The sequence below is a fragment of the Rhizobium sp. BK112 genome (assembly GCF_014193215.1).
In the GTDB taxonomy this organism is placed as follows: domain Bacteria; phylum Pseudomonadota; class Alphaproteobacteria; order Rhizobiales; family Rhizobiaceae; genus Rhizobium; species Rhizobium anhuiense.
Window position 1 is genome coordinate 192,120 of sequence record NZ_JACHYZ010000009.1, and the last position, 24,394, is coordinate 216,513.

Below are 24,394 nucleotides of genomic sequence, written 5' to 3' on the forward strand. Positions count from 1 at the left end.
GCGAGGGGCTTTAGCCCTGCATGTCGTCGACCCGGAGCCGCGGCTCACTTCCGGGCGGCATGGATTAGCTGGTGATGCGGGGAGCGCGGATGACCTTGAGGAAGAGCGCTTTCATCGCGTCGGCGATACCTTGGGTCGGCGTCACCTCGAAATAGAGGCCGGGCGAGGCACATGCCTGCATCTTCGTCGGAATCTCGCTCTGGAAGGGACTGATCCATTTGTTGTACCAGTCGTTGGTCGGCAGCGGCAAATAGGTGGTGTAGAGCACGGCGATCTTGACGCCGCGATCCTTCAGCGGTTTGCAGAAGGAGGTGTCGATCGGTTCCTGACAGCGGCCGCCGGTGGTCTTCTTGGTGCATGTCGACGGCTTGTAGCTGTCGCCGACGCCATCGGAAACGAAGAAGAGGATCTTTTCAGGGCTGATATTCGACGTGCCGTCACCGGCCGGATCGATGATGGTATTCATCTGCGTCAGGGCGCTGTCGAAGCTGGTGAGCTGGTCCTGGTTGTAGTTCTGGTAAGGAATGGTCATCAGGTCGACGGCGTCGGTGTAATTCTTCACCTTCGTCAGATCGGAGGTTGGGCTGGAGATCGTCGTCAGCTTGGCGTCCTCAGCCTTGGTGCCGAATGTATAGACGCCCATGCGGAATTGGTCGCTGCTGACGCGTTCGGTCTTGGCCGTATCGGTCAGCGCCTGGGTTGCCTGGCGCACGACGTCGATGCGCATGGCGACGCCGAGGCTCTTGGCGATGGTGTAGTTGTTGGTGCTCTGGTCCATCTGATGGCAGGCGAAGGCGCAGCCTGTTTTAGCCTGCAGCTTGGAAACATCGGTCGCGGTGGCGCCGACGCCCATGGACGGCGTGTTGTCGAGCAGGATGTAGAAATCCATGAAAGCGGCGGTTTGATATTCCGCCGTCGCGGCGCCCGAGATCGTGATCGAGTCCCGACCGAGGATGCGCATGAAGGTGGTGGGCACGGTCGCGCTGAAGGAAACCTTCGAATTCAGCTTGTTGGCGGTCTTGGTGACGTCGATGCCGAGATCGACGTGAACGTCGGTCAGCTCCCCGGACATCTGGGACATGAAGATGTTGCGGGCATCGTCCTTGCCGAGCGAGATCGTGCCGTTGCCGCTCATCGTCATGGCGGCGGCGACCGCGCCGGATTTTTCGGCGATCGAACCGACGGCGGCGGCGTCGGCGGCGGCGAAAAGCTGTGTCCTCAGGCTGAGCGCGTGGGCGAAATCAACCGCCATGCCGGCAGCACCGAAGAGCGGCACCGCCAGCAGCGCCGTCATGATGCCGAAATTGCCCGAGCGGTCCGATATGAAACCGGACGGAAGGATCGCCATGCCATTACCCCGATGTTGAAACTCTCACCGGTTCTACATGGAAAGTCTAAAATATGGGGAAATCGACATGGTATATGCTGGTTTAACTGGAGAATGGCGGGCGGCGGCGGCGAGGCGACAACTGTCGGCGAATGGTCTTTGCAAGACTGACCTAAAGGTCTATAAGCCGCCGCATATTGAGGGCATCCTAAGGTATGGATGTGAGTGAGGTGAGTGAGATGGCAGAGAATTGGACCCCGAGCGGCTGGCGGCAGAAACCGATCCTGCAGGTTCCCGAATATCCCGACGCAGCCGCTTTGGCGGCAACGGAGGCCCAGCTCGCCAGCTATCCGCCGCTCGTCTTTGCCGGCGAGGCGCGCCGCCTGAAGAAGCATCTCGCCAATGTCGCCGAAGGCAACGGCTTCCTGCTGCAGGGTGGCGACTGTGCCGAGAGCTTCGCCGAACATGGCGCCGACAATATCCGCGACTTCTTCCGCGCCTTTCTGCAGATGGCTGTCGTGCTGACCTTCGGCGCGCAGCTGCCGGTCGTAAAGGTCGGCCGCATCGCCGGCCAGTTCGCCAAGCCGCGTTCCTCGAATGTCGAGAAGCAGGGCGACGTAACCTTGCCGGCCTATCGCGGTGACATCATCAACGGCATCGAGTTCACCGAGGAGTCGCGCATTCCGAACCCGGAGCGCCAGGCCATGGCCTACCGGCAGTCGGCTGCGACGCTGAACCTTCTGCGCGCCTTCGCGATGGGCGGCTACGCCAATCTCGAAAACGTGCATCAGTGGATGCTCGGCTTCGTCAAGGACAGCCCGCAGGGCGAGCGCTACCGCAAGCTTGCCGACCGCATCAGCGAAACCATGGATTTCATGAAGGCGATCGGCATCACCTCGGAAAACCAGCCGGCGCTGCGCGAAACCGATTTCTTCACCAGCCATGAGGCGCTGCTGCTCGGTTACGAGGAGGCGTTGACCCGCGTCGATTCCACCTCGGGCGACTGGTATGCAACGTCGGGCCACATGATCTGGATCGGTGACCGCACGCGCCAGGCCGACCATGCGCATGTCGAATATTGCCGCGGCATCAAGAACCCGATCGGTCTGAAATGCGGTCCGTCGCTGCAGGCCGACGATCTGTTACAGCTGATCGATATTCTAAATCCGGCTAATGAAGCCGGGCGCCTGACGCTGATTTGCCGCTTCGGCCACGAAAAGGTTGCCGAGAGCTTGCCGAAGCTTATCCGCGCCGTCGAGCGTGAAGGTCGCAAGGTCGTCTGGTCCTGCGACCCGATGCACGGCAACACGATCACGCTCAACAACTACAAGACCCGGCCCTTCGAGCGGATCCTGTCGGAAGTCGAAAGCTTCTTCCAGATCCACCGCGCCGAAGGCTCGCATCCCGGCGGTATCCATGTCGAGATGACCGGCAAGGACGTGACCGAGTGCACCGGCGGCGCCCGCGCCGTCACGGCCGATGATCTGCAGGATCGCTACCACACCCATTGCGACCCGCGTCTCAACTCCGACCAGGCGCTCGAGCTCGCCTTCCTGCTTGCCGAGCGCATGAAGGGCGGCCGCGATGAGAAGCGCCTGGTTGCCAACGGCTGATATCAGCCCGAAACGCTTCAAGAAAAGCCCGGCCGATGCCGGGCTTTTTTATTGCTGTGCTTGGGGATGGCGGCTCAGATGCTGGCCTGGATACTGTGCAGGCCGGCATAGACGCCGCCTTGTGCCATCAAGTCGTCATGGGTGCCCTGTTCGACGATGCCGTCAGCCGTCAGGACCAGGATGCGGTCGGCATGGCGGACGGTCGAAAGACGATGGGCGATGACCAGGGTGGTTCGACCATTTGCCAGGCTGAGCAGCGCCTGCTGCACCGCCCGTTCGCTCTCGTTGTCGAGCGCACTGGTCGCCTCGTCGAAGATCAGGATCTCCGGATCTTTGAGGAAGGCGCGGGCGATGGTAATGCGCTGGCGCTGGCCGCCCGAGAGCTTGACGCCGCGTTGGCCGATATCGGTGTCGTAGCCTTGGGGCAGGGCCATGATGAAGTCGTGCGCATTGGCGGCGCGCGCCGCCGCCTCTAGTTCGGCGTCGGTAGCGTCGGGCCGGCCGTAACGCAGGTTTTCCGCCACGGTACCGGCAAAGAGGTAGACATCCTGCTGCACCACGCCGACATGGCGGCGGAGCGAGGCCAGCGTCACCTCGCGGATATCGGTGCCGTCGATGCGGATCGCCCCGGCCTCGACATCGTAGAAGCGTGGTATGAGCGCACAAAGCGTGCTCTTGCCGACCCCCGAGGGGCCGACCAGGGCAACGAACTCTCCGGGCGCGATGGTCAGCGACAGCCTTTCGAGGACGCGCGGACCATCGGACTCGTAGCCGAAGGCAACATCGGAAAAGCTGATCTCGCCATTTGGCGCCGCCATTGGACGGGCGGCCGGCTGATCCGTGATATCGGGGGCGATCTCCAGGATCTCCATGGCCCTGATGAAGCCGGTGTAACCCTCCTGCCAGAGGCGTACGAAATTGGCGAGCCGCTGCACCGGATCGACCAGTACAGCGACGCAGAGCAGGAAGGTCAGCATATCGGGAACGGTCAGCTCCGCCGCCAAAATGCGCAGGCCGCCGACGATGATCACCAATATGGTGATGAGCTGGGCGAAGGTTTCGGTGCCGACCGAGAACCAGGCCTCGCTGCGGTAGCCTTCGGCGCGGCTTTGCAGGAAGCGCCGGTTCTGCTCGGCGAAGCGTTCGCGCTCCAGCGCCTCGTTGGCGAAGGACTGGACAACGCGGATGCCGGCGAGGGCATCCTCGACGCGCTCGTTGACGGCGGCGATCTGCCGTTTGCTGGCCTCGAGCGCGCGGTTCATGCGCCGGTTGAAATAGAGCGCATAGGCCACCGCCACCGGAGTGAGCAGCAGGATGATGCCTGCCAATGGCGGATCGATGAAGAACAACACCAGCATGGCCCCGCCATATTTGAGCACGGCGATGGAAAGATCCTCAGGACCATGGTGAAAGAGTTCGCCCAGCCACAGGCTATCATTGGTGATGCGGCTCATCAGCTGACCGGTGCGCTGGCGGTCGTAAAAGCTGAACGAGAGCTTCTGGCAATGCTCGAACAGTTCCTGCCGCACCGTGGCCTCGATGCGGGCGCCCATGACGTGGCCGCGATAGTCGACGAAGAAGATCGCAGCGATCTGGACCGCCAGAACCGCCAGCATGATGCCGCCCATCGCCAGGATCTGTGCGAAGGCCTGCGGTGCCTCGGGCAGAGCCAGAAGCCTGCTGGTGACGATGTTGGCGCAGAGCGGCAAGGCGACAGCGGTGCCGGCGACGAGGATGGCGCAAAGCAGATCCGCGAGCAGCAAAGGCAGATGCGGACGGTAGTAAGAGAGGAATTTGCGCATGCGCGACCAACGCCGGCCGCGGTCGGCGGCACTGGAATCGTCACGGAAAAGGTTCAGGAAGGAGTTATGGCGTCGCGAGCTTTTCCTCGCGCGAGAGAACGAAATATTCATGAAGCTGAATGTCCTTGTGGGGGATTTTTCCTTTCTGTTTGGACAGGGTCGCTCTCATGTCAGTCTCCCGGGGGTCGAGTGAATTGGACCTTAAGTATCGCCGACAACAGCCGGCGATTCAATGCCGGGATGAGATGAGGTTGGCGGCTGTTGTCGTCGAGCAACAGGTGCTCGAGCCGACCAAGCATGCATAAGGCCAGCGATTTTCAAGATTTCTGATGATTTCGTTGAACGGAATGGATTTGACGCCGGGGGCGATCGGCGGCAACGTTCCGTCATAAACGGGAGAGCGATCATGACCGGACGGCATACAGGCGGCTGCCTCTGCGGCGCCGTGCGATTTTCAACGATGGCGACGCCAGGACCAGTCGTTGGCTGCCATTGCTCGCAGTGCCGCCGGCAGACGGGATTTTATTACGCCGCGGTCAATGTGGCCCGCGCGGCTCTTTCGGTCGATGGCACTGAGGCGGTCCGTTGGTACCGGTCGAGTGACGAGGCGCAGCGCGGCTTCTGCTCGAATTGCGGCTCCGCGCTGTTCTGGCAGGCGGACGGATCGGCGGAGATTTCGGTGATGGCCGGCGCCTTCGACGCGCCGAGCGGCCTGACCTTCGGCCATCATATCTACTGTGCCGACAAGGGCGATTTCTACGAGATATCGGACGGCCTGCCGCAATACGCCGTGAATCCCCCATCGTCATCCTCGCCGGCCCGTGATTGACAAAGGTTGATCGCCGAGGCTAGGTTTACCGTGCTGCGTAGGGCGCTTCGTCGAATGTCGAAAGGGCAATGCCCGCCTACAATGTATCAACAGTTGCGCCCATGCCGAATCTCGAAAACCTCAAAAAGCAGGCCAAGCAGTATTTGCGATGGCACAGCGAAAGATACTATCCTGTTGCAGCCGAGATCAGAGCTGCGTTGCCGCGCTTCCGTCATCTCGATGACAGCCAGGTGCTGGAGGCGCGCTTCAAGCTTAGCGACGCGCAGGACCTGATCGCACGTCAAATGGGTTTCGAGGGATGGCAGGCGCTCAAGACAGGAGCCGCAGCCATGACAGATCCGAAAGAACAGCCAGCACCACAAGCCATCCTGAGTTCGCTATCCGCGCAGTTGTTCGTCACCGATATCAAAGCGTCGTGCGAATTCTTCACCGGCAAACTCGGCTTCAGGGTCGACTTCGTCTATGGCGACCCGCCGTTTTACGGACAGGTCATCCGCGACAATGCTCAACTCGCTCTGAGGCTGGTATGCGAGCCCGTGTTCGTCGGCGATATCAGGCAACGGGAGCATCTGCTTTCAGCCTCGATCACCGTCGGTACATCAGACGAGATCAAGCGCCTGTTCCTGGATTTCCAGGCCGCAGGCGTATCCTTCCATCAGCCCCTCAGGAAGGAGCCGTGGGGCGCCAGAAACTTCATCGTGCTGGATCCGGACGGAAATCTCATCCTGTTTGCCGGTCCGGGCGGCTGATCATTGCGCAATAAGCGCTGCCTCAGCTTCTGGCGGAAAGTTCGGCGCTGAGGCGGGCCACATCCTCGCGCAGCGCCGTCAGCTCGGTCAGCACGCTCATATCGATCTTCTGGTGCAGGGAGAGCACTTCGAGCTCGGCCTTGAGATTGACCTCATAATCCTTGGCGGCCTCGAAGCGGTCGCGCTCGGCCTGCCGGTTCTGCGACATCATGATGATCGGCGCCTGGATGGCGGCGATCATCGACAGGATCAGATTCAGAAAAATGAAGGGGTATGGGTCGAAGGGATTCGCCACCAGACCGATGGTGTTCAACAGTGTCCAGACGGCGAGAAAGGCGAGGAAGGCGAGTATGAAGGACCACGAGCCGCCGACGCGGGCAATGCCATCGGCGATACGCTCGCCGAAGGATGACTCGGCGGATAGAGCGGCATTGACGTCGGTCGAGATGATCTTGCGCGCGTGCGTTTTCGCCAGCACGCGCTTTTCGATATCGCCGAGTTCATCGGCCGGTTTGTCGAAATGATGGTGCACGAAATTCGAAAGATTAGACATTGCCTGTTTCCGATGCCGGTTATCGATGCGGTCGCTTTCGGCGCCAGTATTCCGCTCCGGAGGCAAATTGCAATGCGTATCGGTGCCGCGCGGAGCCACGCGTGATCCGTTCATAAAAATTTCGTCGTCGCGAGGTGCCGCTTTCGGCCCGAACGTGTTGCGGTCGTGAAAGGTGCAGGCTAAATAAATGACATGACACAGGAAAACGCTCTTTCTGATATCTTCCGCATCGCCATCGGCCAGCTCAATCCAACGGTCGGCGACGTCGCAGCCAATCTCGCCAAAGCGCGTGAGGCGCGCGCCGATGCGGGCAGGGAGGGTGCGCATCTGCTCGTCCTGACCGAGCTTTTCATCTCCGGCTACCCGCCTGAAGATTTGGTGCTGAAGCCCGCCTTCATCCGCGCCTGCTGGAAAGCGGTCGAGAGCCTGGCGGCCGATACCGCCGATGGCGGGCCGGGCGTCCTCATCGGCTTTCCCCGGCAGGACGAGACCGGGCGTTACAATTCAGTCGCCGTGCTCGACGGCGGCAAGGTGATTGCGGTGCGCGACAAGATCGACCTGCCGAATTACGGCGAGTTCGACGAGAAACGCGTGTTCGACCAGGGCGCCATGCCGGGTCCGGTGAATTTCCGCGGCGTGCGCATCGGCATTCCAATCTGCGAGGATATCTGGGGCGATCTCGGCGTCTGCGAGACGCTGGCCGAAAGCGGGGCAGAGATCCTGCTGTCGCCGAACGGTTCGCCCTATTATCGCGGCAAGGTGGATATCCGCCATCAGGTGGTGCTGAAGCAGGTGATCGAGACCGGCCTGCCGCTGATCTATGCCGCCCAGCTCGGCGGCCAGGACGAACTCGTCTTCGACGGTGCGAGTTTCGGCTTCAATGCCGACAAGTCGCTCGCCTTCCAGATGAGCCAGTTCGAAACCGCGCTGGCGGTGACGACATGGAAGCGTGGCGATGGCGGCTGGCATTGCGCCGAAGGGCCAATGGCGCACATTCCCGAGCGCGAGGAGGCCGATTACCGCGCCTGCCTGCTCGGGTTTCGCGACTACGTCAACAAGAACGGCTTTAAAACTGTGGTGCTCGGCCTTTCCGGCGGCATCGATTCGGCGATCTGTGCGGCGATTGCCGTCGATGCGCTCGGCGAGGAGCGGGTGCGCACCGTCATGCTGCCCTACCGCTACACCTCCGAGGATTCGTTGAAGGATGCGGCCGACTGCGCCAGGGCGCTCGGGTGCCGCTACGATATCGTGCCGATCGAACAGCCGGTGACGGGTTTCAGCAGCGCGCTCGCCAGCCTTTTCGAAGGCACGGATAGCGGCATCACCGAAGAGAACCTGCAGAGCCGGGCGCGCGGCGTCATCCTGATGGCGATCTCCAACAAATTCGGCTCGATGGTGGTGACGACTGGTAATAAGTCGGAAATGTCGGTCGGCTATGCGACACTCTACGGTGACATGAACGGCGGCTTCAACCCGATCAAGGACCTCTACAAGATGCAGGTCTATGCGCTTTCCCGCTGGCGCAACGAAAACGTGCCGCCGGGTGCGCTGGGGCCGTCGGGCGAGGTGATCCCGCAGAATATCATCGACAAGGCGCCGTCGGCCGAACTGCGTCCCGACCAGAAAGACCAGGATTCGCTGCCTCCCTATCCCGTGCTCGACGATATTCTCGAATGCCTAGTGGAGAAGGAGATGGCGGTCGAAGAGATCGTCGCGCGCGGCCATGACGTGGCGACCGTTCATCGGGTCGAGCACTTGCTCTATCTCGCCGAATACAAGCGCCGGCAGTCGGCGCCGGGCGTCAAGATCACCAAGAAGAATTTCGGCCGCGACCGGCGCTATCCCATCACCAATCGTTTCAGGGACCGCTGACGCAATCGGGATCGCTGGCGCAATCGAGATTGCTGACGTCATCACGTTTTTCGGGAGGAAACATGCGCAGCTCGGTTGAGATCTACAATGTCAGGACCGGCAGGGCCCGTGAGGTCTGGCAGACGGACAGACTGGTGGAGGCGCCGAACTTCTCGCCCGACGGTTCCTACCTGCTGCTGAACGGCGACGGACTGCTTTACCGGCTGCCGCTCGATGGCGGCGAAGTCACCAAGGTCGATACCGGCTTTGCCGTCAACTGCAACAATGATCATGGCATTTCGCCCGGCGGCACTGAGATCGTCATCTCCGACAAGACCGAATTCGGCAAATCGGCGATCTACATCCTGCCGATCGAAGGCGGCACGCCGCGGCTCGTCACGCAAAATCTGCCATCCTACTGGCACGGCTGGTCGCCGGATGGTCGTCAGCTTGCCTATTGCGGCATCCGCGACGACGTCTTCGATATCTACACGATTTCCGTCGACGGTGGCGCCGAGACGCGGTTGACGCATGGCGAGGGCCGCAACGACGGACCGGACTATTCGGCCGATGGGCAATGGATCTATTTCAATTCCAGCCGTACCGGGCTGATGCAGATCTGGCGCATCCATCCCGATGGCACGGGTCTCCACCAGGTGACATCGGACAATCAGGGTAACTGGTTCGCCCATCCGTCGCCTAAGAACGACAAGGTGCTGATCCTGTCCTACGACCCTTCGGTGTTCGACCATCCGCGCGATCTCGATGTGCGGCTGCGGCTGATGGACATGGATGGCGGCAATCTGAAGACGTTGTTCGAGCTTTTCGGCGGGCAGGGCACGATCAACGTGCCCTGCTGGTCTCCTGATGGCGAGGAATTCGCCTATGTCCGGTACTTTCCGGCGGGTTAGGCCGCCGCTGCCTTGCGACGATCGCGTGCCGATTTCGCCAGGTCTTCGAGCACCGCGACCGACATATCCCAATCGATGCAGCCATCGGTGATCGACTGACCGTAGACCAGCGGCTTGCCGGGCACGAGATCCTGGCGGCCTGCGACGAGGTTGCTTTCGATCATCATGCCCTTGATGTGGCGGTTTCCGGCAGCGATCTGTGCGGCGACGGATTTGGCGACGCGCGGCTGGTTCATCGGATCCTTGCCGCTGTTGGCATGGCTGGCATCGATGAGGATGCGCGGGGCCACGCCGAGCTTGACGGCTTCGGCGGTGACAGCTTCGACGTCGGCCGCCTCATAGTTGGGCCGCTTGCCGCCGCGCAGGATGATGTGGCAGTCCTCATTGCCCGTCGTAGAAGCGATCGCTGCCTGTCCGTCCTTCGTCACGGCCGGGAAGTGGTGCGGTTGCGAGGCGGCGAGGATCGCGTCGAGCGCCACGCGCGCTCCGCCGTCGGTGCCGTTCTTGAAGCCGATCGGGCAGGAGAGGCCGGAGGCAAGCTGCCGGTGGATCTGGCTTTCGGTCGTGCGCGCGCCGATCGCGCCCCAGCTGACGAGGTCGGCGATGTATTGCGGCGTAATCGTGTCGAGGAATTCGACGCCGGCCGGAAGACCCATGGCATTGATATCGAGCAGCAGGCGTCGCGCAATCCTCAACCCTTCCTCGATGCGGTAGCTGCCGTCGAGGTGCGGGTCGTTTATCAGACCCTTCCAGCCGACGGTCGTACGGGGCTTTTCGAAATAGACGCGCATGACGATCTCGAGATCACCGGCAAAGCGCCGCCGCTGTTCCTCCAGCCGCGCGGCGTACTCCCTGGCGGCAACCGGGTCATGGATTGAGCAGGGGCCGATGACGGCGATCAGGCGATCATCCTCGCCCCGGAGAATCTTGTGGATGGCATCACGGTTGCTGGTCACGGTGTCGGTGACGGCAGGATCGCGGTGGATTTCCGCGAGGATATCGGCGGGTTTGGTGAGGGGCGTGATCTCGAGGATACGAAGATCATCAATGGCATCAGACACGGTATGGCTCCTGTTTGGTCATACCGTGCGGAACAAAAAAGCCGCCAGGTAGACTAGCGGCTGTTCGGGTTGTCGTCGCGTCGAATTCAGTTACGCATAGACCCGCATCCGCTGTGAGTAGCGGTACCAATAAAATCGCGAGGCGTTGATTGACGTGATCGACATGCGGCGTGTTTAGCGCCAAGGCCGCGCGTTGTCACGTAGATTTTTCTGCCTAAAACCCGCGTTCCTTGGGAGAGCAACTGGTCTTGCGGGAGCGACACGCACGGGAGGCAGGCAGCACGCCGCACTCGATCTCACTCGTGCGGCGTGCTGGGTCTTTGAGATTAGAGGGCGTCGACGTTCACGCCGACGGTGATGGCGCCGATCGGTGTTCCCTTGTCGTCTGAAATCGTCACGCTTGCCTGCGACTGCAGCGTCTGGGTCGATTCATCCTTTTCGATCTCATCGACGAAGACGGCATCCTTGCCGGCGCCGAAGGACTTCTGGAACTTGCCTTCGTCGCCCTGCCAGTAATCTGACGTGACGTCGCTCTGGCCGACATTCAGGCCCTTTGCATCCATGACGAAGATCTCGGTAATCTTGCCGCCGGAGGCCTCCTTTTTCGCCTGAAGGAATTTCGACAGCGCATTGTTGAGCACGCCGTCGATCATCGAGTGGTCGGAACCATCGACTTCGGCGCGCCACTTCTTGTCGAGGGCGTCGATATCGGCTGCACTCAGGTTGGCGTTGGCGGCGTCCTGCGCCTTGACAGCCTCGATGATCGCGGGGTCGTTCAGCCAGGGCGTTACGTCGCTCTTCACGTAGTCGAAGATCGGGGCAAGCTTCGCATCCTCAGCCATGGATACGTCCATGGGCACGGCAAATGCGGTGCAGGCCAAAAGAAATGCGGGCACGAGTTTCTTCATAACTGTTTCCTTCCTGATTATAGGTTGCTGAGAACTAAGGCTTATCGGACGAAGGCGGCGTCAGAACTCTTCCCAGGCACCGGGAGCGGCGGCAACGGCGGCATTGCCTGCATGACGCTGCACGTAGGCTCGGGGTTCGGGACGAGATTGGCGGGCGGGTTGAACGGGTTTGGTCTGGCTGGCCGCGGCCGCGCCGACGACGAATCTGCCGGCCGAGTCCTGCAGTTGGCGTCCCTGCGACAGCAGTTCCTGGCAGGCCGCATTGGTTTCCTCGACCATTGCCGCGTTCTGTTGCGTCGCCTGATCCATCTGGTTGATCGCGCCATTGATTTCCTGCAGACCGGTCGCCTGTTCGCGATAGGACTGGACGATGGAGGCGATACTGTCGCTGATGCGGTTGATCTGCTCCTCGATCTTCAGGAGAGCGTCGCCGGTTTCGTTCACCAGCCCGACGCCTGCGGCAACCTCTTGGCCGGACACATTGATCAGGTTCTTGATTTCCTTGGCGGCATTTGCCGACCGCTGGGCGAGTTCACGCACCTCCTGCGCGACAACTGCAAAACCCTTGCCGGCTTCGCCCGCACGCGCCGCCTCGACGCCGGCGTTCAGCGCCAGCAGGTTCGTCTGGAAGGCGATTTCGTCGATGACGCCGATAATGCGGCCGATCTGGCTCGACGAGGTCTGAATACGGTCCATCGCGCCGATGGCATCACGCACCACCGTCGCCGAGACGTGAGCGCTGCGCTTCGTCTCCTCGACCAGCTTCCCGGTATTTTCGGCGCGCTGCGACGATGTTCGGACGGTGGTGGTCATCTCATCCAATGCGGCAGCGGTCTGTTCCAATGATGCCGCCTGTTGCTCGGTCCGCTTGGCGAGTTGATCCGCGGAGGAGGCAAGCTCGCTCGAGCCGCCTTCAACCGCCACGGAGGCGGCCTTGATCTCCGTCAGTGCGGCGGCGACGGCCTCGACCATGTTGTTGAAATCCTGCCGCAACTTATCGAATTCCGGACCGAGATCGGCCAGGTGTACGGAGAAGTCGCCTGCGGCGAGCTTTTCCAATGCATTTGCGAGAGCGGTCATGACCAGCCGCTGCGTATTGCTGGCCTCTTCCGTGAACAATGCGTTGCGCGCCCGTTCGGCATCGAGCGAAGCGCTCTGCTCGGCAGCGGCCTGCTCCCTTTCGACCTTCGCAATCGCCTCGTGGCGGAAAACTTCCAACGCACGCGCCAGGAAGCCGATCTCGTCGCCATTTTCCTTGTAGGTGACGGGAGAGGCCAGGTCGCCTTTCTGCAAGGCGCTGATCCGTTCGCTGATGATCCGGATGGGCCGGCCAACGAGGCTGCGCATGGCAAGAAGGAAGGCGATGACGGCCAATGCGGTGATCGCGGACTGCGTGAGCAGCGAAACGAGAACCTTCTGCTTGACTTCAGAAGCGATTTTTTCGACGGACCAGTTGGTGACAATATAACCGGTGACCTTGCCTGACTTATCCAGTGGAAGCGGTGCGGTGATCGTCACCACGCCGGCAGATAACCCGCCGTCATTGATGGTCGTCTTTTCCGGCTTTGCACTCAGGCCCTTCGCCAGATCGACCGCTGCGGGCAGACCGTTGATGCCGTCGCGTGTCCAGGTGTCGACGGCGACCGCCTCCGCATTGAATGCGGCAAACTGCACGAGATCGAGCGAGGGATCGTCGCGGTAGAGCGAATAAGCCTCTCGAACGGCATTCGCCTTGCCCCATTTCACGCCGCCCGCCGCCAGAGAGGCAAACTGCTCCGCATCCTTGGACCAGTTCGCCTTGGCGCCGTCGATCAGCGCTCGGGTTTCGTACATCCATGTGTAGGTAGCAAAGGCGGAAATGCCGCACAGATTGACGGCCACGATAATCGCCGCCAGCTTGGCTGTCAGAGGCATCGTTTTCAAAAATTGGAACATTCCGCGGGGGCCTAGAATTGCGGCTCAGTCGGACATGTTCCCGACCGGCGTATCAATACGGGCATCCACGCTGACGGTCACATCACGAGCGCTCATGCCCATGTCCTGATAGCGACCCAAAACGCGCAAACGCAGTGTGTATTTGATGTGTGAATAAATCATAAAGTAGAAAGGGATGCCGGAGCACACGCGTGTGATTTCGCTATCACGCCCGCTGGTGATCTGCCGCGATCAGCTGTTTTCCGCGATCGCCTCTTCGGGCTCCGTCTGCCGGTGTTTGCGGCGGCGCGTCGTCAGTTCCGCGCCGGCATCGCGCGGCAGCCGCAGGAAGGTGATGCAGGCGAGCGCCGAAATCGCCGAGACGCTGAAGAAGGCGACGTGGAAATCCGAGACCAGCAGCCGGCCGCCATGGAAGCTGCTCGAAATTTCGAGGATGCCGCCGGCGATCGCCACACCCATTGCCATGGAGATACGCTGGGCAACGGCATTGATCGCGGTTGCCTGGCTGCTGTCGGCGGCGTCGACATCGCCGAAGGCCATGGCGTTGACGCCCGAGAAAGCCATGGAGCGGAACAGGCCGCCGATCAGCAGGCAGGCCATGATCAGGAAAAGCGGGGTTTCGGCGGTGAACAGGCCGTTGATGCCGAGGAAGATCGCCGCCAGCAAGGTGGTGATTGATATGACGGTGCGGAAGCCGAAGGCATTGAAGGTGCGCGAGGCGGCGAATTTCGAGCCCATGGAGCCGAGTGCGCTGACGAAGGTGACCGAGCCCGATTGCAGCGGCGTCAGGCCGAAGCCGAGCTGCAGCATCAGCGGCATCAGGAAGGGCAGCGCGCCGAGCCCCATGCGGAAATTCGAGGCGCCGAGGATCGCCGCCCGGAACATCGGGTAGCGGAACATCTTCGGATCGAGAAGCGGATAGGGTGCGCGGCGGGCATGCAGGAGGTAGATGAGACCGGCAAGGATGCCGATCGCAACCGTGACATAACCGTAGATGACGGGCACGGCCGGCAGGCTGATCACCGAGACGCCGAAGACGAAGCCGGAGAAGCCGAGGCCGCACAGGAAGAAGCCCGGGAAATCCATCGGCCGCGGGCTGCGCGGCTCGACCGCCGGCAGGAAACGGGTGACGAGGATGATGCCGAGCACGCCGATTGGGACGTTGATCCAGAAGATCCAGTGCCAGGTGAGATAGGTGGTGAGGAAACCGCCGATCGGCGGCCCCATGATCGGGCCGATCAAGGCGGGAATGGTGAGCCAGGCCATGGCGTCGACGAGTTCGTGGCGCGGCGTTCCCCGGACCAAAAGCAAGCGGCTGACAGGCGTCATCATCGAGCCGCCGGCGCCCTGGATCAGCCGCGAGATGACAAAGGCCGTGATCGAGTTGGAGAAAGCGCAGGCGACCGAGCCGATCATGAAGACGAAGATCGCCATGCGGAAGATGTTGCGCGCACCGAACCGATCGGACATCCAGCCGCTGATCGGGATGAAGATCGCCAGTGCCACGAGATAGCTGGTAACGGCGAGCTTGAGCGCGATCGGCGAGGTGCCGATATCGGCTGCGATCGCCGGCAGGCTGGTGGCGATCACGGTCGAATCCATCTGTTCCATGAACAGGGCGACCGCAAGGATCATGGGCGTGAGGCGGGGCACGGGCAACCGGGATGCTGCGAGGGACTGTATCGTCCATACGCCTTCGGTGGTGATAAGGCCATAGAAACTATGGATGAAGGAGCTTGTCGAGCCGCTTCAAACCGACGCGGGAGGGTGCGTGGCTCAACGTGGTTCCCGACTGCGTCCTCGGGCCGGCTTGCCGTCGCCGCGCTTTCCTGAAATAGATGCGCCGTCAGGTGCCCGCCATCAACGCGGGAGAATCGGGAATCCGGTGCAAGGCCGGAACGTGCCCAACGCTGTAAGGCCGACGCTTGCCGCTTCATCTCGCCACTGGCTTCTCGCCGGGAAGGCTGCGGCAGACGGATGACGCCGAGTCAGAAGACCGGCCTGGCAAGATTGACCGATCCGCGCGGACGGCGGGCGGTTGCGTTGTTGGGGATTTGACGATGCGACCCTTTGATGAGGATGCCCTTTCGGCGGCGTCCGGTTTTTCCTTGGCCGAGCGCGAGGCCGTCTATCACGCGATCAAGACGCGGCGCGACGTTCGCAGCCAGTTCCTGCCCGATCCCTTGCCTGACGATGTCGTGGAGCGGCTGCTGACGGCCGCCCATCATGCGCCCTCCGTCGGCTTCATGCAGCCGTGGAATTTCATTCTGGTGAAAAGTGCCGCGGTCCGGGCGCGCGTCCAGGACGCCTTTGTGAAGGCCAATGAGGAGGCGGCGCTGATGTTTACCGGCGAGCGGCGGCAGGCATACCGCTCCCTCAAGCTCGAAGGCATCACCGAGGCACCGCTCGGCATAGGCGTGACCTGCGACCCCACCCGCAGCGGCAGCGTGGTGCTGGGGCGCACCCACAATCCCAGGATGGATAGCTATTCCACAGTCTGCGCCATCCAGAATCTCTGGCTTGCGGCGCGGGCGGAAGGGGTCGGCATCGGCTGGGTCAGCATTTTTCGCGAAGGCGATCTGAAAAGCATTCTCGGCATACCCGAGCATATCGAGGTGGTCGCTTGGCTCTGTGCCGGTTTCGTCGATCTGCTTTATGACGAGCCGGAACTGTCCGTCAAAGGCTGGCGGCAGCGTCTGCCGCTCCAAGAGCTCGTCTTCCATGACGGGTGGGGACGCAACGACCCGTAGCAATCACTGCTGTTGAGGCTGCGGCCCCGGCGTTGCCGGATTGGCGAGGTCTATCGAGCCTTGATCACCGGCAAGGAATTGCGGGCCGACCTGGCGGACCTTGTTCTGCACGGGATCGTAGGGGCGCTCCGGGACGGATGGTTGCGGTGGGGCTGCGGCAGCATCCTTCGCCGTGGGATTGGTGCGGATGGTGGTGATCGAACCTTGTTGCGGCGGTTCGCTTGACGGCTGCTTGCCGCGCATCTCATCGTAGTAGGCGGTGAGATTGCAGGCGCAGGAGGACTTTTCCCCCGGCGTGCGGTTCTTGTAGGCAAAGGCGTTTTTCATGGCGCTGTAGGGCGTGCCCGTTGCGACCGAGATCATGTTCGAGGCTTCGGTGCTCGTCACGTCACGATAGAACAGCTCGGTCTCGATACCCGGGCACATCTTGGCGCACGTCTGGGCGTCGCGGCCGAAATCGACCGAAGTGGCGTTCGAGCTGATCGGGAAGAAGCCGCCGTCGCAGGTGCGCACGCACATGGTGCTGACCGGCGAGAGCATTTCGGCCCGCGGCAGGCCGTAGCGCGGATCGACCTCTTCACCGCCGCCGAGCGGAATGAAGGTATCGGTGCGCATCGCCTGCTCCTCGATGCTCGGGGCGGGGTCGGCGGCGTTGCGATCGCTCGGGGCATAGAAGTTTTCGCTGTTGCAGCCATTGAGATCGAGCGCGGCGATCAGTTCACGGCGTGTCCCATCATCGCCGCTCTGGCCGGCCAGCTCGTTACGGCGGTCCTGGAGATATTGGATATTGTCGATCATGCGGGCTTCGGACTGCGAGAGTTCACCGCAATAATCGGCATTCTCGCCGCCGATCACGACCATGCTGCCCGAGGTGCAGCCATTGTTGCGCAGCTCGTTGCGAACCTTGCGCAGCTCGAGGTTCTGCTCGGCCATGGCGCTGGCATATTGGCGCGCCTCCCGGCCGTTGCTATTGCCGATCGATCGCGGCAGATCGGCGAGACGGCCGCGCAGGTCCTCGCAGACCGCGCTCGTCTGCGCGGCGGCGGGCGCTGCGAAGGCAAGGAGGAGGGCAAGAGACAGGTTTCGGCGTTTCACGGCGTCGTCCGGGGTGAGCAAAAAGTCGATCGGTCGATTGCGGCCTCGATCGCCGCGCATTGTCTCTTAAGGCGTTTCTCTTAATGAGCTTGGAGAAAATCCTAGCGCATTTTCGCGATCTTATCCAGCAGACGCGGGTAATCTTCCGTAAGGGGAGGTCGGGGCAGATTCATTGTCCATGATCCACATTGCCCTACAGTTCTCGGTCGGGGCGGGCGCTGTTGCCGCCACCATCGTCAATGGTTGACACAACGCAGAGGTACAGTTCGAATGTTCCGCTTCGGGGCGAGCAGGCAGTCGCAAATTGCGCTGGCGCAGCGAAGGCAAAAAGCGGAGAAAATGACGAGCATTTCCAACAAGCTTCACTTCCCTGCAACAACAGTCGGAATATCGGAAGGCCAACATGGCCTCCACCTCTTCGTCGACGGTTGCTACGAACCCGGTTCCGGGCATGGGGGCTGGGCTTTTGTCGCCTATCGCGATGCCGTGGAGATCGCCTCCGGCTTCGGCGGCGTCGAAGATTCCGCCAATAATTCGATGGAATTGGCCGCCGTCCTCAACGCGGCAATATGGATCAATAGCCAAACGACAGGCGAAGCTGCGACCATCTGGTCGGATTCCGTCTACGTCGTCAAAGGCTGCAACAGCCGGCGGCATATCTGGAAGAACAATGGCTGGAAGAAAAGCAGCCCGAATGGCAATGGCCGAAGCCGAACGATCGCCAATGCGGAACTCTGGAAAGCGGTTGACCTTCAGCTGTCCCAGAACGGTCTGGTGGCAATTGCCTGGTGCAAAGGCCATTTCGGCATCGCCGGCAACGAACGTGCGGATGCGCTTGCGGATAGAGGGCGCCTTTCGTTACAAGGCGCCCGATAGCTGTTTCATATCAACCGGTTGCAGATGCCCAGGACAAGCCTGAGCATGACGAAATGAGGAGCCGGCTTAGGCCGGCTGCGATGCTTCGACGACGGCGAGTGCCGCCATGTTGACGACGCCGCGGGAGGTGACCGAAGGGGCAAGGATGTGTGCGGGCAGGGCCGTGCCGAGCAGGATCGGTCCGACATGCAGGCCGTCGGTCATCGACTTGACGACACCAAGCGTGATGTTGGCGGCATCGAGGTTCGGGAAGACCAGAAGGTTCGCTTCGTCGTGCAAGGTCGTGTCCGGCATGACGCGCTTGCGCAGCGCTTCGGTGATGGCGCTTTCGCCGTGCATCTCGCCGTCGACTTCGAGATCGGGAGCGGCGTCGCGCACGAGCTGCAGAGCGCTGCGCATTTTCGTGGCGCTTTCGGATTCGCGCGAGCCGAAGTTCGAATGCGAGACGAGGGCGGCGCGCGGGGTGATGCCGAAACGGCGAATTTCCTCGGCCGCCAGCACCGTCGCCTCGGCAACCTCCTCGGCGGTCGGATTGAAGGTGACGTAGGTGTCGGTGAAGAAGGTGGCGCCGCGCTGCGAGATCATCAGGCTGAGTGCGGAGAAATCACGGACATCCTTGCGCTTGCCGATGATCAGGCGGACGTCGCGCAGATGCTTCTCGTAACGGCCTTCGAGGCCGCAGATCAGCGCATCGGCTTCACCGCGCCGCAGCGCCAGCGCGCCGATGACGGTGGTGTTGGTGCGCACGATGGTGCGGGCGGCTTCGGGAATGACGCCGCGACGGCCGACGAGCGAGAAATAGAGATCGACATATTCACGGAAGCGCGGATCGTCTTCCGGATTGATCACCTCGAAATCCTGCAGCGGGCGGATGCGCAGGCCATAGCGTTTGAGGCGCGTCTCGATGACCTGCGGGCGGCCGATCAGGATCGGTTCGGCGAGGCCTTCCTCGAGCAGCACCTGGGCGGCGCGCAGCACGCGTTCGTCCTCGCCTTCGGAGAAGATGACGCGCTTGCGCTCTGCAGCCTTGGCGGCGGTGAAGATCGGCTTCATGACGAAGCCGGAGCGGAAGACGAAGCGGTTCAGCTGGTCGAGGTAGGCGTCGAAATCCTGGATCGGGCGACGCGCCACGCCGCTCTGTTCTGCTGCCTTGGCGACCGCAGGCGCGATGCGCAGGATGAGGCGCGGATCGAAGGGCGAGGGGATGAGGTAATCCGGACCGAAGACCGGGGTCTCACCGGAATAGGCACGGGCGGCGACGTCGGACGGCTCTTCGCGGGCAAGCGCGGCGATGGCGCGCACCGCCGCCATCTTCATTTCCTCATTGATCGTCTCGGCGCCGCAATCGAGCGCGCCGCGGAAGATATAGGGGAAGCAGAGGACGTTGTTGACCTGGTTGGCGAAATCCGAGCGGCCGGTGCAGATCATCGCATCGGGGCGGGCGGCGCGGGCGAGATCCGGCATGATCTCCGGCGTCGGGTTGGCGAGCGCCATGATCAGCGGCTTGTCGGCCATCTGCGCCAGCAGCTCCGGCTTCAGGACGCCGGCGGCGGACAGGCCGAGGAAGACGTCGGCGCCGCCGATATTTTCGGCCAGCGTGCGCGTGTCGCTCTTCTGGGCATAGACGGATTTCCATTCGTCCATCAGCTCGGTGCGGCCCTCGTAGACGAGGCCTTCGAGATCGTGGACCCAGATGTTTTCGCGCTTCGCCCCGAGAATGACAAGCAGGTTGAGGCAGGCAAGGGCGGCAGCACCCGCGCCGGAGGCGACGATCTTGATGTCGGCGATGTTCTTGCCGGCGAGTTCCAGCCCGTTCAGAATCGCGGCGGCGACGATGATCGCCGTGCCGTGCTGATCGTCGTGGAAGACGGGGATCTTCATCTTCTCGCGCAGGCGCCGCTCGACCTCGAAACATTCCGGCGCCTTGATATCTTCGAGGTTGATGCCGCCGAAGGTCGGTTCCAGCGAGGAGACGGTCGAGACCATCTGCTCGACGCTTGCGGCATCGATCTCGATATCGAAGACGTCGATGCCGGCGAATTTCTTGAAGAGTACGGCCTTGCCCTCCATAACCGGCTTGGAGGCGAGCGGGCCGATATTGCCGAGGCCGAGCACGGCGGTGCCGTTGGAGATGACGGCGACGAGATTGGCGCGCGAGGTGTATTCGGCCGCCATTTCGGGATTGTCGCGGATGGCGAGGCAGGGCGCGGCAACACCCGGCGAATAGGCGAGCGCCAGGTCGCGCTGGTTGCCGAGTGGCTTGGTCGCCTGGATCTCCAACTTGCCCGGACGGGGATAGCGGTGGAAGAAAAGCGCCTGTTCGTCGAGATCGCCGCTCGTCAGGTTCTTTTCCGTCTTGGATTTATCCGGGTGATCCATTGCCGCCTCCGTGCACGTCTTTTTGGAGTTCCCTCCATACATCAATCGGATACGGGCGACAGTATGGAAATGGGGGATGGGAAAAGTTTTCGTGATGGGCGTGCCGTGGGGCCAAGCGGCGGCCCTGGTTAGCTAATCCTTTTGGAAAACTTGTTTGACGACCTCAACAGGCGCAGGATGCCGGCCGCGACGGTGCGGGGCGCCGGTCGCATGGAGGAAATCATGGACAATTTGAACCTGACGACTCTGCAAAGGGGTCAGACGATGGTCAATGACGTAGCCATCGATGCCTTTGCCGCCGGATTTCGCGGCAGTCTGCTGACCAGCAAGGATATGGATTACAACGATGCGCGGGCGATCTGGAATGCGATGATCGATCGCCGGCCCGGGCTTATCGCGCGTTGCGCCGGTGCAGCCGATGTCGTGCGGGCAGTGCGGTTTGCACGCGACAATAATCTGCTCGTTTCAGTGCGTGGCGGCGGGCACGGCATTGCCGGCAACGCCGTCTGCGAGGGTGGTATCGTCATCGACCTGTCGGCGATGAAGTCGGTGCGGGTCGATCCTGAGACCAAGCGCGCCAGGATCGAGCCGGGGGCGACGCTTGCCGATGTCGACAAGGAAACGCTGGCCTTCGGGCTGGTACTGCCGACCGGGATCAATTCCACCACCGGCATCGCCGGCCTGACGCTCGGCGGCGGCTTCGGCTGGCTGACCCGCAAATTCGGGCTAACGCTCGACAATCTGCTTTCGGTCGATGTGGTGACGGCCGACGGTGAGCTGGTCAAGGCGAGCGAGACTGAGAAACCTGACCTGTTCTGGGCGCTGCGCGGCGGCGGCGGCAATTTCGGCGTCGTCACCTCCTTCGAGTTCAAGCTCAACCCGCTCAACACAGAGGTGCTGGCCGGCCTCGTCGTGCATCCCTTCGCCGATGCGGAAAAGGTGCTTAAGGAGTACCGGCAGGCACTGGAAGAAGCACCCGACGAACTGACCTGCTGGGTGGTGATGCGCCAGGCGCCGCCGCTGCCGTTCATTCCCACCGAATGGCACGGCAAGGAGATCGTGGTGCTCGCCATGTGCTATTGCGGAGACATTGCGGCGGGAGAGAAGGCTGCGGCGAGATTGCGCGCGATCGGAAAGCCGATTGCCGACGTCGTCGGCCCGGTGCCGTTCACCGGCTGGCAGCAGGCATTCGACCCGCTGCTGACGCCCGGTGCGCGCAATTACTGGAAGAGCCAGGATTTCGCCGCCCTATCGGATGCGGCAATCGACGTGCTGCTCAAGGCCGTGCGCAAGCTGCCCGGACCGGAATGCGAGATCTTCATCGGCCATGTCGGTGGTGCTGCCGGCCGCGTGCCCACAGAGGCCACCGCATTTCCGCAGCGCAGCTCGCATTTCGTCATGAATGTGCATGCCCGCTGGCGGGAAACGGGAATGGACGGAAATTGCGTCGGTTGGGCGCGGGAACTCTTCGAGGCAACCAAGCCGCATTCGGTCGGCACCGCCTATGTCAACTTCATGCCGGAGGACGAGGCCGATCGGGTCGAAAGCGCTTACGGTGCCAATTACAGCCGCCTTGCCGAAATCAAGCGGCGTTACGATCCGAACAATCTGTTCCGGATGAACCAGAACGTCAAACCCACGGCGGCCGTACGGGCTGCCTGACGGGAATGGCGCGACATCAAGGCATTGAGCCTGCGCCGCGCGTTCGCTTTACGCGCGGCGGCAAAATGATCCGAGTGCTCGACGACTGATGTCCTCGGCCGGTGACAATCTGTTCTTTGTCAGCCTTTGGTGAGTTCGATCAATTCCTGCAACAGCGCCGTGTCGTCGGGAGCCGCCTGGTTGTCAGGCCTCAGAACATGGGCAAGCCATGCTCCGTCCGCCGCCAGGCGAACGATTTCGAGCCGCATTCCAGCGTCGGTTTCGGCGTGTTTGATGAGCCGGTCATTCATCCATTTATGCCAGAGCGACTTGGAGTAGGGGTCGGCAAGCACGGTCATGGTCTGCGCCGACCAAGGGCTTTTGTTAAGGGCGCGGTCGGCAAATAGCGTGCGGACATAGGCGCGGGTGAATGTGCCGTGGCCGCCCTTATCCCTTTCCAGTTCCTGGTCGATCTCGCGGTCGAGATTTTCCATCATGCCGTCGAATACGGCTTCTATGAGCGCCTGCTTATTGGGGAAGTGGTGAAACAGACCTCCCTTGGTCACGCCGGCTGCGCTGGCGACTGCCTGCAGGCTGACGGCGGCGAGACCATGTTCGAGCGCCAGCTTCGTGGCGCAATCCAGAAGAGCCTGCCGCACGACATCCGGCTGTTTCTTTCTGTTGCGGGGGCTATCTACCAATGCATGACCTGTGTTCGGGATAAGCTTCGCGTCGAGACGGTTCGAGAGGATCAGTATCACTCCCGGGATCGCCGGACCATGGGAACTTCAAGTATGAGAATACTATCATACCGACCGGTAGGTATCTTGCAATGCGAAAAAAGATCGACTATCTGTCGGTTCACGAGGCCCGCCGAACGTCATGTCGGCGGGCTGTGCTTTTTTGGACCCCAGCGGACCATCAGGAAGGCTTATGAATATGCTTTTTCGTCCGAAATCATTAGGTTACGCGCTGACGTTGGCGCTGTTGCTCGGCGCCGGCCTGCCGGCTCACGCACAGGAAGGCGGCGCGATGCCGCCTGCAGCCGTCAGCGTCCTGACGCTCAAGGCGCGTCCGGTTCCCGTTGTCAGCGAATTGCCCGGCCGCATTGCCGCAACGCGCGTTTCGGAAGTGCGGGCTAGGGTTTCCGGCATCCTGCAGGAACGGGTGTTCGAGCAGGGCAGTCTCGTTCACCAGGGTGACGTGCTCTACCGCATCGATCCGGCGCTCTTCCGGGTCCGCGTGGCGAGTGCCGAGGCAAGCCTCGAGCGCGCCAAGGCGACGCAGTTGAATGCCCGCCAGCAGTTGGAGCGCCAGAAGTCGCTGCGCGACCGCGATGTCGCAAGCGGTATCGAATATGATGCGGCCGCCGTCGCCCTTGCCCAGGCCGATGCCGATGTCGCGCTGGCGCAGGCAGCGCTCGACGAGGCGAAGATCAATCTCGGCTATACCGAAGTCCGGGCGCCGATCACTGGCATCATCGGCGGCGCGCTGGTGACGGAAGGCGCGCTGGTGACGGCCGACGCCGGGGATGCACTGGCGATGATCCAGCAGATTGACCCGGTCTATGCCGACTTCACGCAATCCTCCGGAGACCTGCTGGCGCTGAAGCGGGCGGTCGAGAACGGCAGCCTGGCATCGACGGAAGCCGGGAAGGCCGATATCAAGCTCGTCTTCGACGACGGCACGGTCTATGGCGAAGCCGGAAAGCTGCTCTTCAGCAGCGCCAGCGTCGATGCGACGACGGGTCAGGTCACGCTCCGCGGTGAATTCCCCAATCCGAAGGGCGACCTGCTGCCGGGGCTTTATGTCCGTGTTCGCATCGAGCAGGCCGTCCGTGTGAAGGCAATCCTCATTCCGCAGCGCGCCGTCATCCGCACGGCCGATGGCAAGGCGCAGGTCTATGTCGTCCAGGAGGGAGACGTGGCGCAACCGCGCGATATCGAGCTCGGTCAATCCTCCGGCAATGAATGGGTCGTCGAAAGCGGCCTGTCGTCGGGCGAACGCCTCGTCGTCGACGGTGTCCAGAAGCTGCAGCCGGGCGCAAAGGTCGCGCCGGAAGAATGGCGGGATGGCCAGCTCGCGTCCGGTGACGCCAAGAAGCCGGAGTAAGC

Annotated in this window: 19 protein-coding genes and 1 riboswitch; of the genes, 9 read left to right on the plus strand and 10 right to left on the minus strand. The window is 62.0% G+C overall.

Going from position 1 to position 24,394, the window contains the following annotated elements; translation table 11 throughout:
- Nucleotides 1–64 precede the first annotated feature (64 nt).
- On the minus strand, nucleotides 65–1,348 hold the full coding sequence (locus FHT75_RS23875; RefSeq protein ID WP_063475001.1) for a pilus assembly protein TadG-related protein: 1,284 nt from the start codon (nucleotides 1,346–1,348) through the stop codon (nucleotides 65–67).
- A 218-nt stretch (nucleotides 1,349–1,566) separates the two neighbouring features.
- On the opposite strand from FHT75_RS23875, the gene FHT75_RS23880 reads away from it, so the two are divergent.
- Nucleotides 1,567–2,940 carry a class II 3-deoxy-7-phosphoheptulonate synthase gene (locus tag FHT75_RS23880; RefSeq protein WP_063475000.1) on the plus strand — a complete coding sequence of 458 codons (1,374 nt, stop codon included), beginning with the start codon at nucleotides 1,567–1,569 and terminating at the stop codon, nucleotides 2,938–2,940.
- 74 nt (nucleotides 2,941–3,014) lie between these two features.
- Here FHT75_RS23880 and FHT75_RS23885 read toward each other — a convergent pair whose 3' ends face one another.
- Complete coding sequence (locus tag FHT75_RS23885) at nucleotides 3,015–4,853, minus strand: ABC transporter ATP-binding protein (protein WP_063474999.1); 1,839 nt, start codon at nucleotides 4,851–4,853, stop codon at nucleotides 3,015–3,017.
- 295 nt (nucleotides 4,854–5,148) lie between these two features.
- On the opposite strand from FHT75_RS23885, the gene FHT75_RS23890 reads away from it, so the two are divergent.
- A complete protein-coding gene (locus FHT75_RS23890; RefSeq protein ID WP_063474998.1) occupies nucleotides 5,149–5,571 on the plus strand; it encodes a GFA family protein in 423 nt (140 codons plus the stop codon).
- Nucleotides 5,572–5,672: 101 nt separating this feature from the next.
- Complete coding sequence (locus tag FHT75_RS23895) at nucleotides 5,673–6,320, plus strand: VOC family protein (RefSeq protein WP_063475202.1); 648 nt, start codon at nucleotides 5,673–5,675, stop codon at nucleotides 6,318–6,320.
- Nucleotides 6,321–6,342: 22 nt separating this feature from the next.
- Here the strand turns inward: FHT75_RS23895 and FHT75_RS23900 are convergent, their stop codons facing one another.
- On the minus strand, nucleotides 6,343–6,873 hold the full coding sequence (locus FHT75_RS23900) for a DUF1003 domain-containing protein (protein ID WP_028758558.1): 531 nt from the start codon (nucleotides 6,871–6,873) through the stop codon (nucleotides 6,343–6,345).
- Between the two features lie 192 nt (nucleotides 6,874–7,065).
- Here FHT75_RS23900 and FHT75_RS23905 point away from each other — a divergent pair, with 192 nt between their 5' ends.
- Nucleotides 7,066–8,745, plus strand: a complete 1,680-nt coding sequence (locus tag FHT75_RS23905) for an NAD+ synthase (RefSeq protein ID WP_063474997.1) — start codon at nucleotides 7,066–7,068, stop codon at nucleotides 8,743–8,745.
- 62 nt (nucleotides 8,746–8,807) lie between these two features.
- Nucleotides 8,808–9,635 (plus strand): TolB family protein, encoded by an 828-nt coding sequence (locus tag FHT75_RS23910; RefSeq protein ID WP_047613965.1) that lies wholly within the window; start codon nucleotides 8,808–8,810, stop codon nucleotides 9,633–9,635.
- Here the strand turns inward: FHT75_RS23910 and FHT75_RS23915 are convergent.
- The 4 genes from FHT75_RS23915 to FHT75_RS23930 form a co-directional block, all read right to left on the minus strand.
- On the minus strand, nucleotides 9,632–10,696 hold the full coding sequence (locus FHT75_RS23915; RefSeq protein ID WP_063474996.1) for a 3-deoxy-7-phosphoheptulonate synthase: 1,065 nt from the start codon (nucleotides 10,694–10,696) through the stop codon (nucleotides 9,632–9,634). The two genes, FHT75_RS23910 and FHT75_RS23915, sit on opposite strands and share 4 nt — an antisense overlap.
- Before the next feature lie 326 nt (nucleotides 10,697–11,022).
- A complete protein-coding gene (locus FHT75_RS23920; RefSeq protein WP_028758678.1) occupies nucleotides 11,023–11,604 on the minus strand; it encodes a hypothetical protein in 582 nt (193 codons plus the stop codon).
- Between the two features lie 60 nt (nucleotides 11,605–11,664).
- Complete coding sequence (locus FHT75_RS23925; protein ID WP_028758679.1) at nucleotides 11,665–13,539, minus strand: methyl-accepting chemotaxis protein; 1,875 nt, start codon at nucleotides 13,537–13,539, stop codon at nucleotides 11,665–11,667.
- A gap of 231 nt (nucleotides 13,540–13,770) precedes the next feature.
- Entirely contained in the window at nucleotides 13,771–15,174 is a 1,404-nt protein-coding gene (locus tag FHT75_RS23930) for an MFS transporter (RefSeq protein ID WP_063474995.1), read from the minus strand.
- A gap of 196 nt (nucleotides 15,175–15,370) precedes the next feature.
- A riboswitch (cobalamin riboswitch) is annotated at nucleotides 15,371–15,559 on the plus strand.
- Nucleotides 15,560–15,599: 40 nt separating this feature from the next.
- Between FHT75_RS23930 and bluB the strand changes: the two genes are divergently transcribed.
- Entirely contained in the window at nucleotides 15,600–16,289 is a 690-nt protein-coding gene (gene bluB, locus FHT75_RS23935; RefSeq protein ID WP_063474994.1) for a 5,6-dimethylbenzimidazole synthase, read from the plus strand.
- A gap of 3 nt (nucleotides 16,290–16,292) precedes the next feature.
- Here bluB and FHT75_RS23940 read toward each other — a convergent pair whose 3' ends face one another.
- The gene (locus tag FHT75_RS23940) at nucleotides 16,293–17,384 is read right to left on the minus strand and encodes a DUF2865 domain-containing protein (protein WP_063475201.1); all 1,092 of its coding nucleotides are present in this window, start codon (nucleotides 17,382–17,384) and stop codon (nucleotides 16,293–16,295) included.
- 339 nt (nucleotides 17,385–17,723) lie between these two features.
- Between FHT75_RS23940 and FHT75_RS23945 the strand changes: the two genes are divergently transcribed.
- A complete protein-coding gene (locus tag FHT75_RS23945; protein ID WP_063474993.1) occupies nucleotides 17,724–18,260 on the plus strand; it encodes a ribonuclease H in 537 nt (178 codons plus the stop codon).
- Between the two features lie 66 nt (nucleotides 18,261–18,326).
- Here FHT75_RS23945 and FHT75_RS23950 read toward each other — a convergent pair whose 3' ends face one another.
- The gene (locus FHT75_RS23950) at nucleotides 18,327–20,639 is read right to left on the minus strand and encodes an NADP-dependent malic enzyme (RefSeq protein ID WP_063474992.1); all 2,313 of its coding nucleotides are present in this window, start codon (nucleotides 20,637–20,639) and stop codon (nucleotides 18,327–18,329) included.
- Nucleotides 20,640–20,861: 222 nt separating this feature from the next.
- On the opposite strand from FHT75_RS23950, the gene FHT75_RS23955 reads away from it, so the two are divergent.
- Complete coding sequence (locus tag FHT75_RS23955; RefSeq protein ID WP_063475200.1) at nucleotides 20,862–22,301, plus strand: FAD-binding oxidoreductase; 1,440 nt, start codon at nucleotides 20,862–20,864, stop codon at nucleotides 22,299–22,301.
- A gap of 119 nt (nucleotides 22,302–22,420) precedes the next feature.
- Here the strand turns inward: FHT75_RS23955 and FHT75_RS23960 are convergent, their stop codons facing one another.
- The gene (locus FHT75_RS23960; protein ID WP_047611603.1) at nucleotides 22,421–22,981 is read right to left on the minus strand and encodes a TetR/AcrR family transcriptional regulator; all 561 of its coding nucleotides are present in this window, start codon (nucleotides 22,979–22,981) and stop codon (nucleotides 22,421–22,423) included.
- Nucleotides 22,982–23,213: 232 nt separating this feature from the next.
- Between FHT75_RS23960 and FHT75_RS23965 the strand changes: the two genes are divergently transcribed.
- Nucleotides 23,214–24,392, plus strand: a complete 1,179-nt coding sequence (locus tag FHT75_RS23965) for an efflux RND transporter periplasmic adaptor subunit (RefSeq protein ID WP_176707368.1) — start codon at nucleotides 23,214–23,216, stop codon at nucleotides 24,390–24,392.
- Nucleotides 24,393–24,394: the final 2 nt, after the last annotated feature.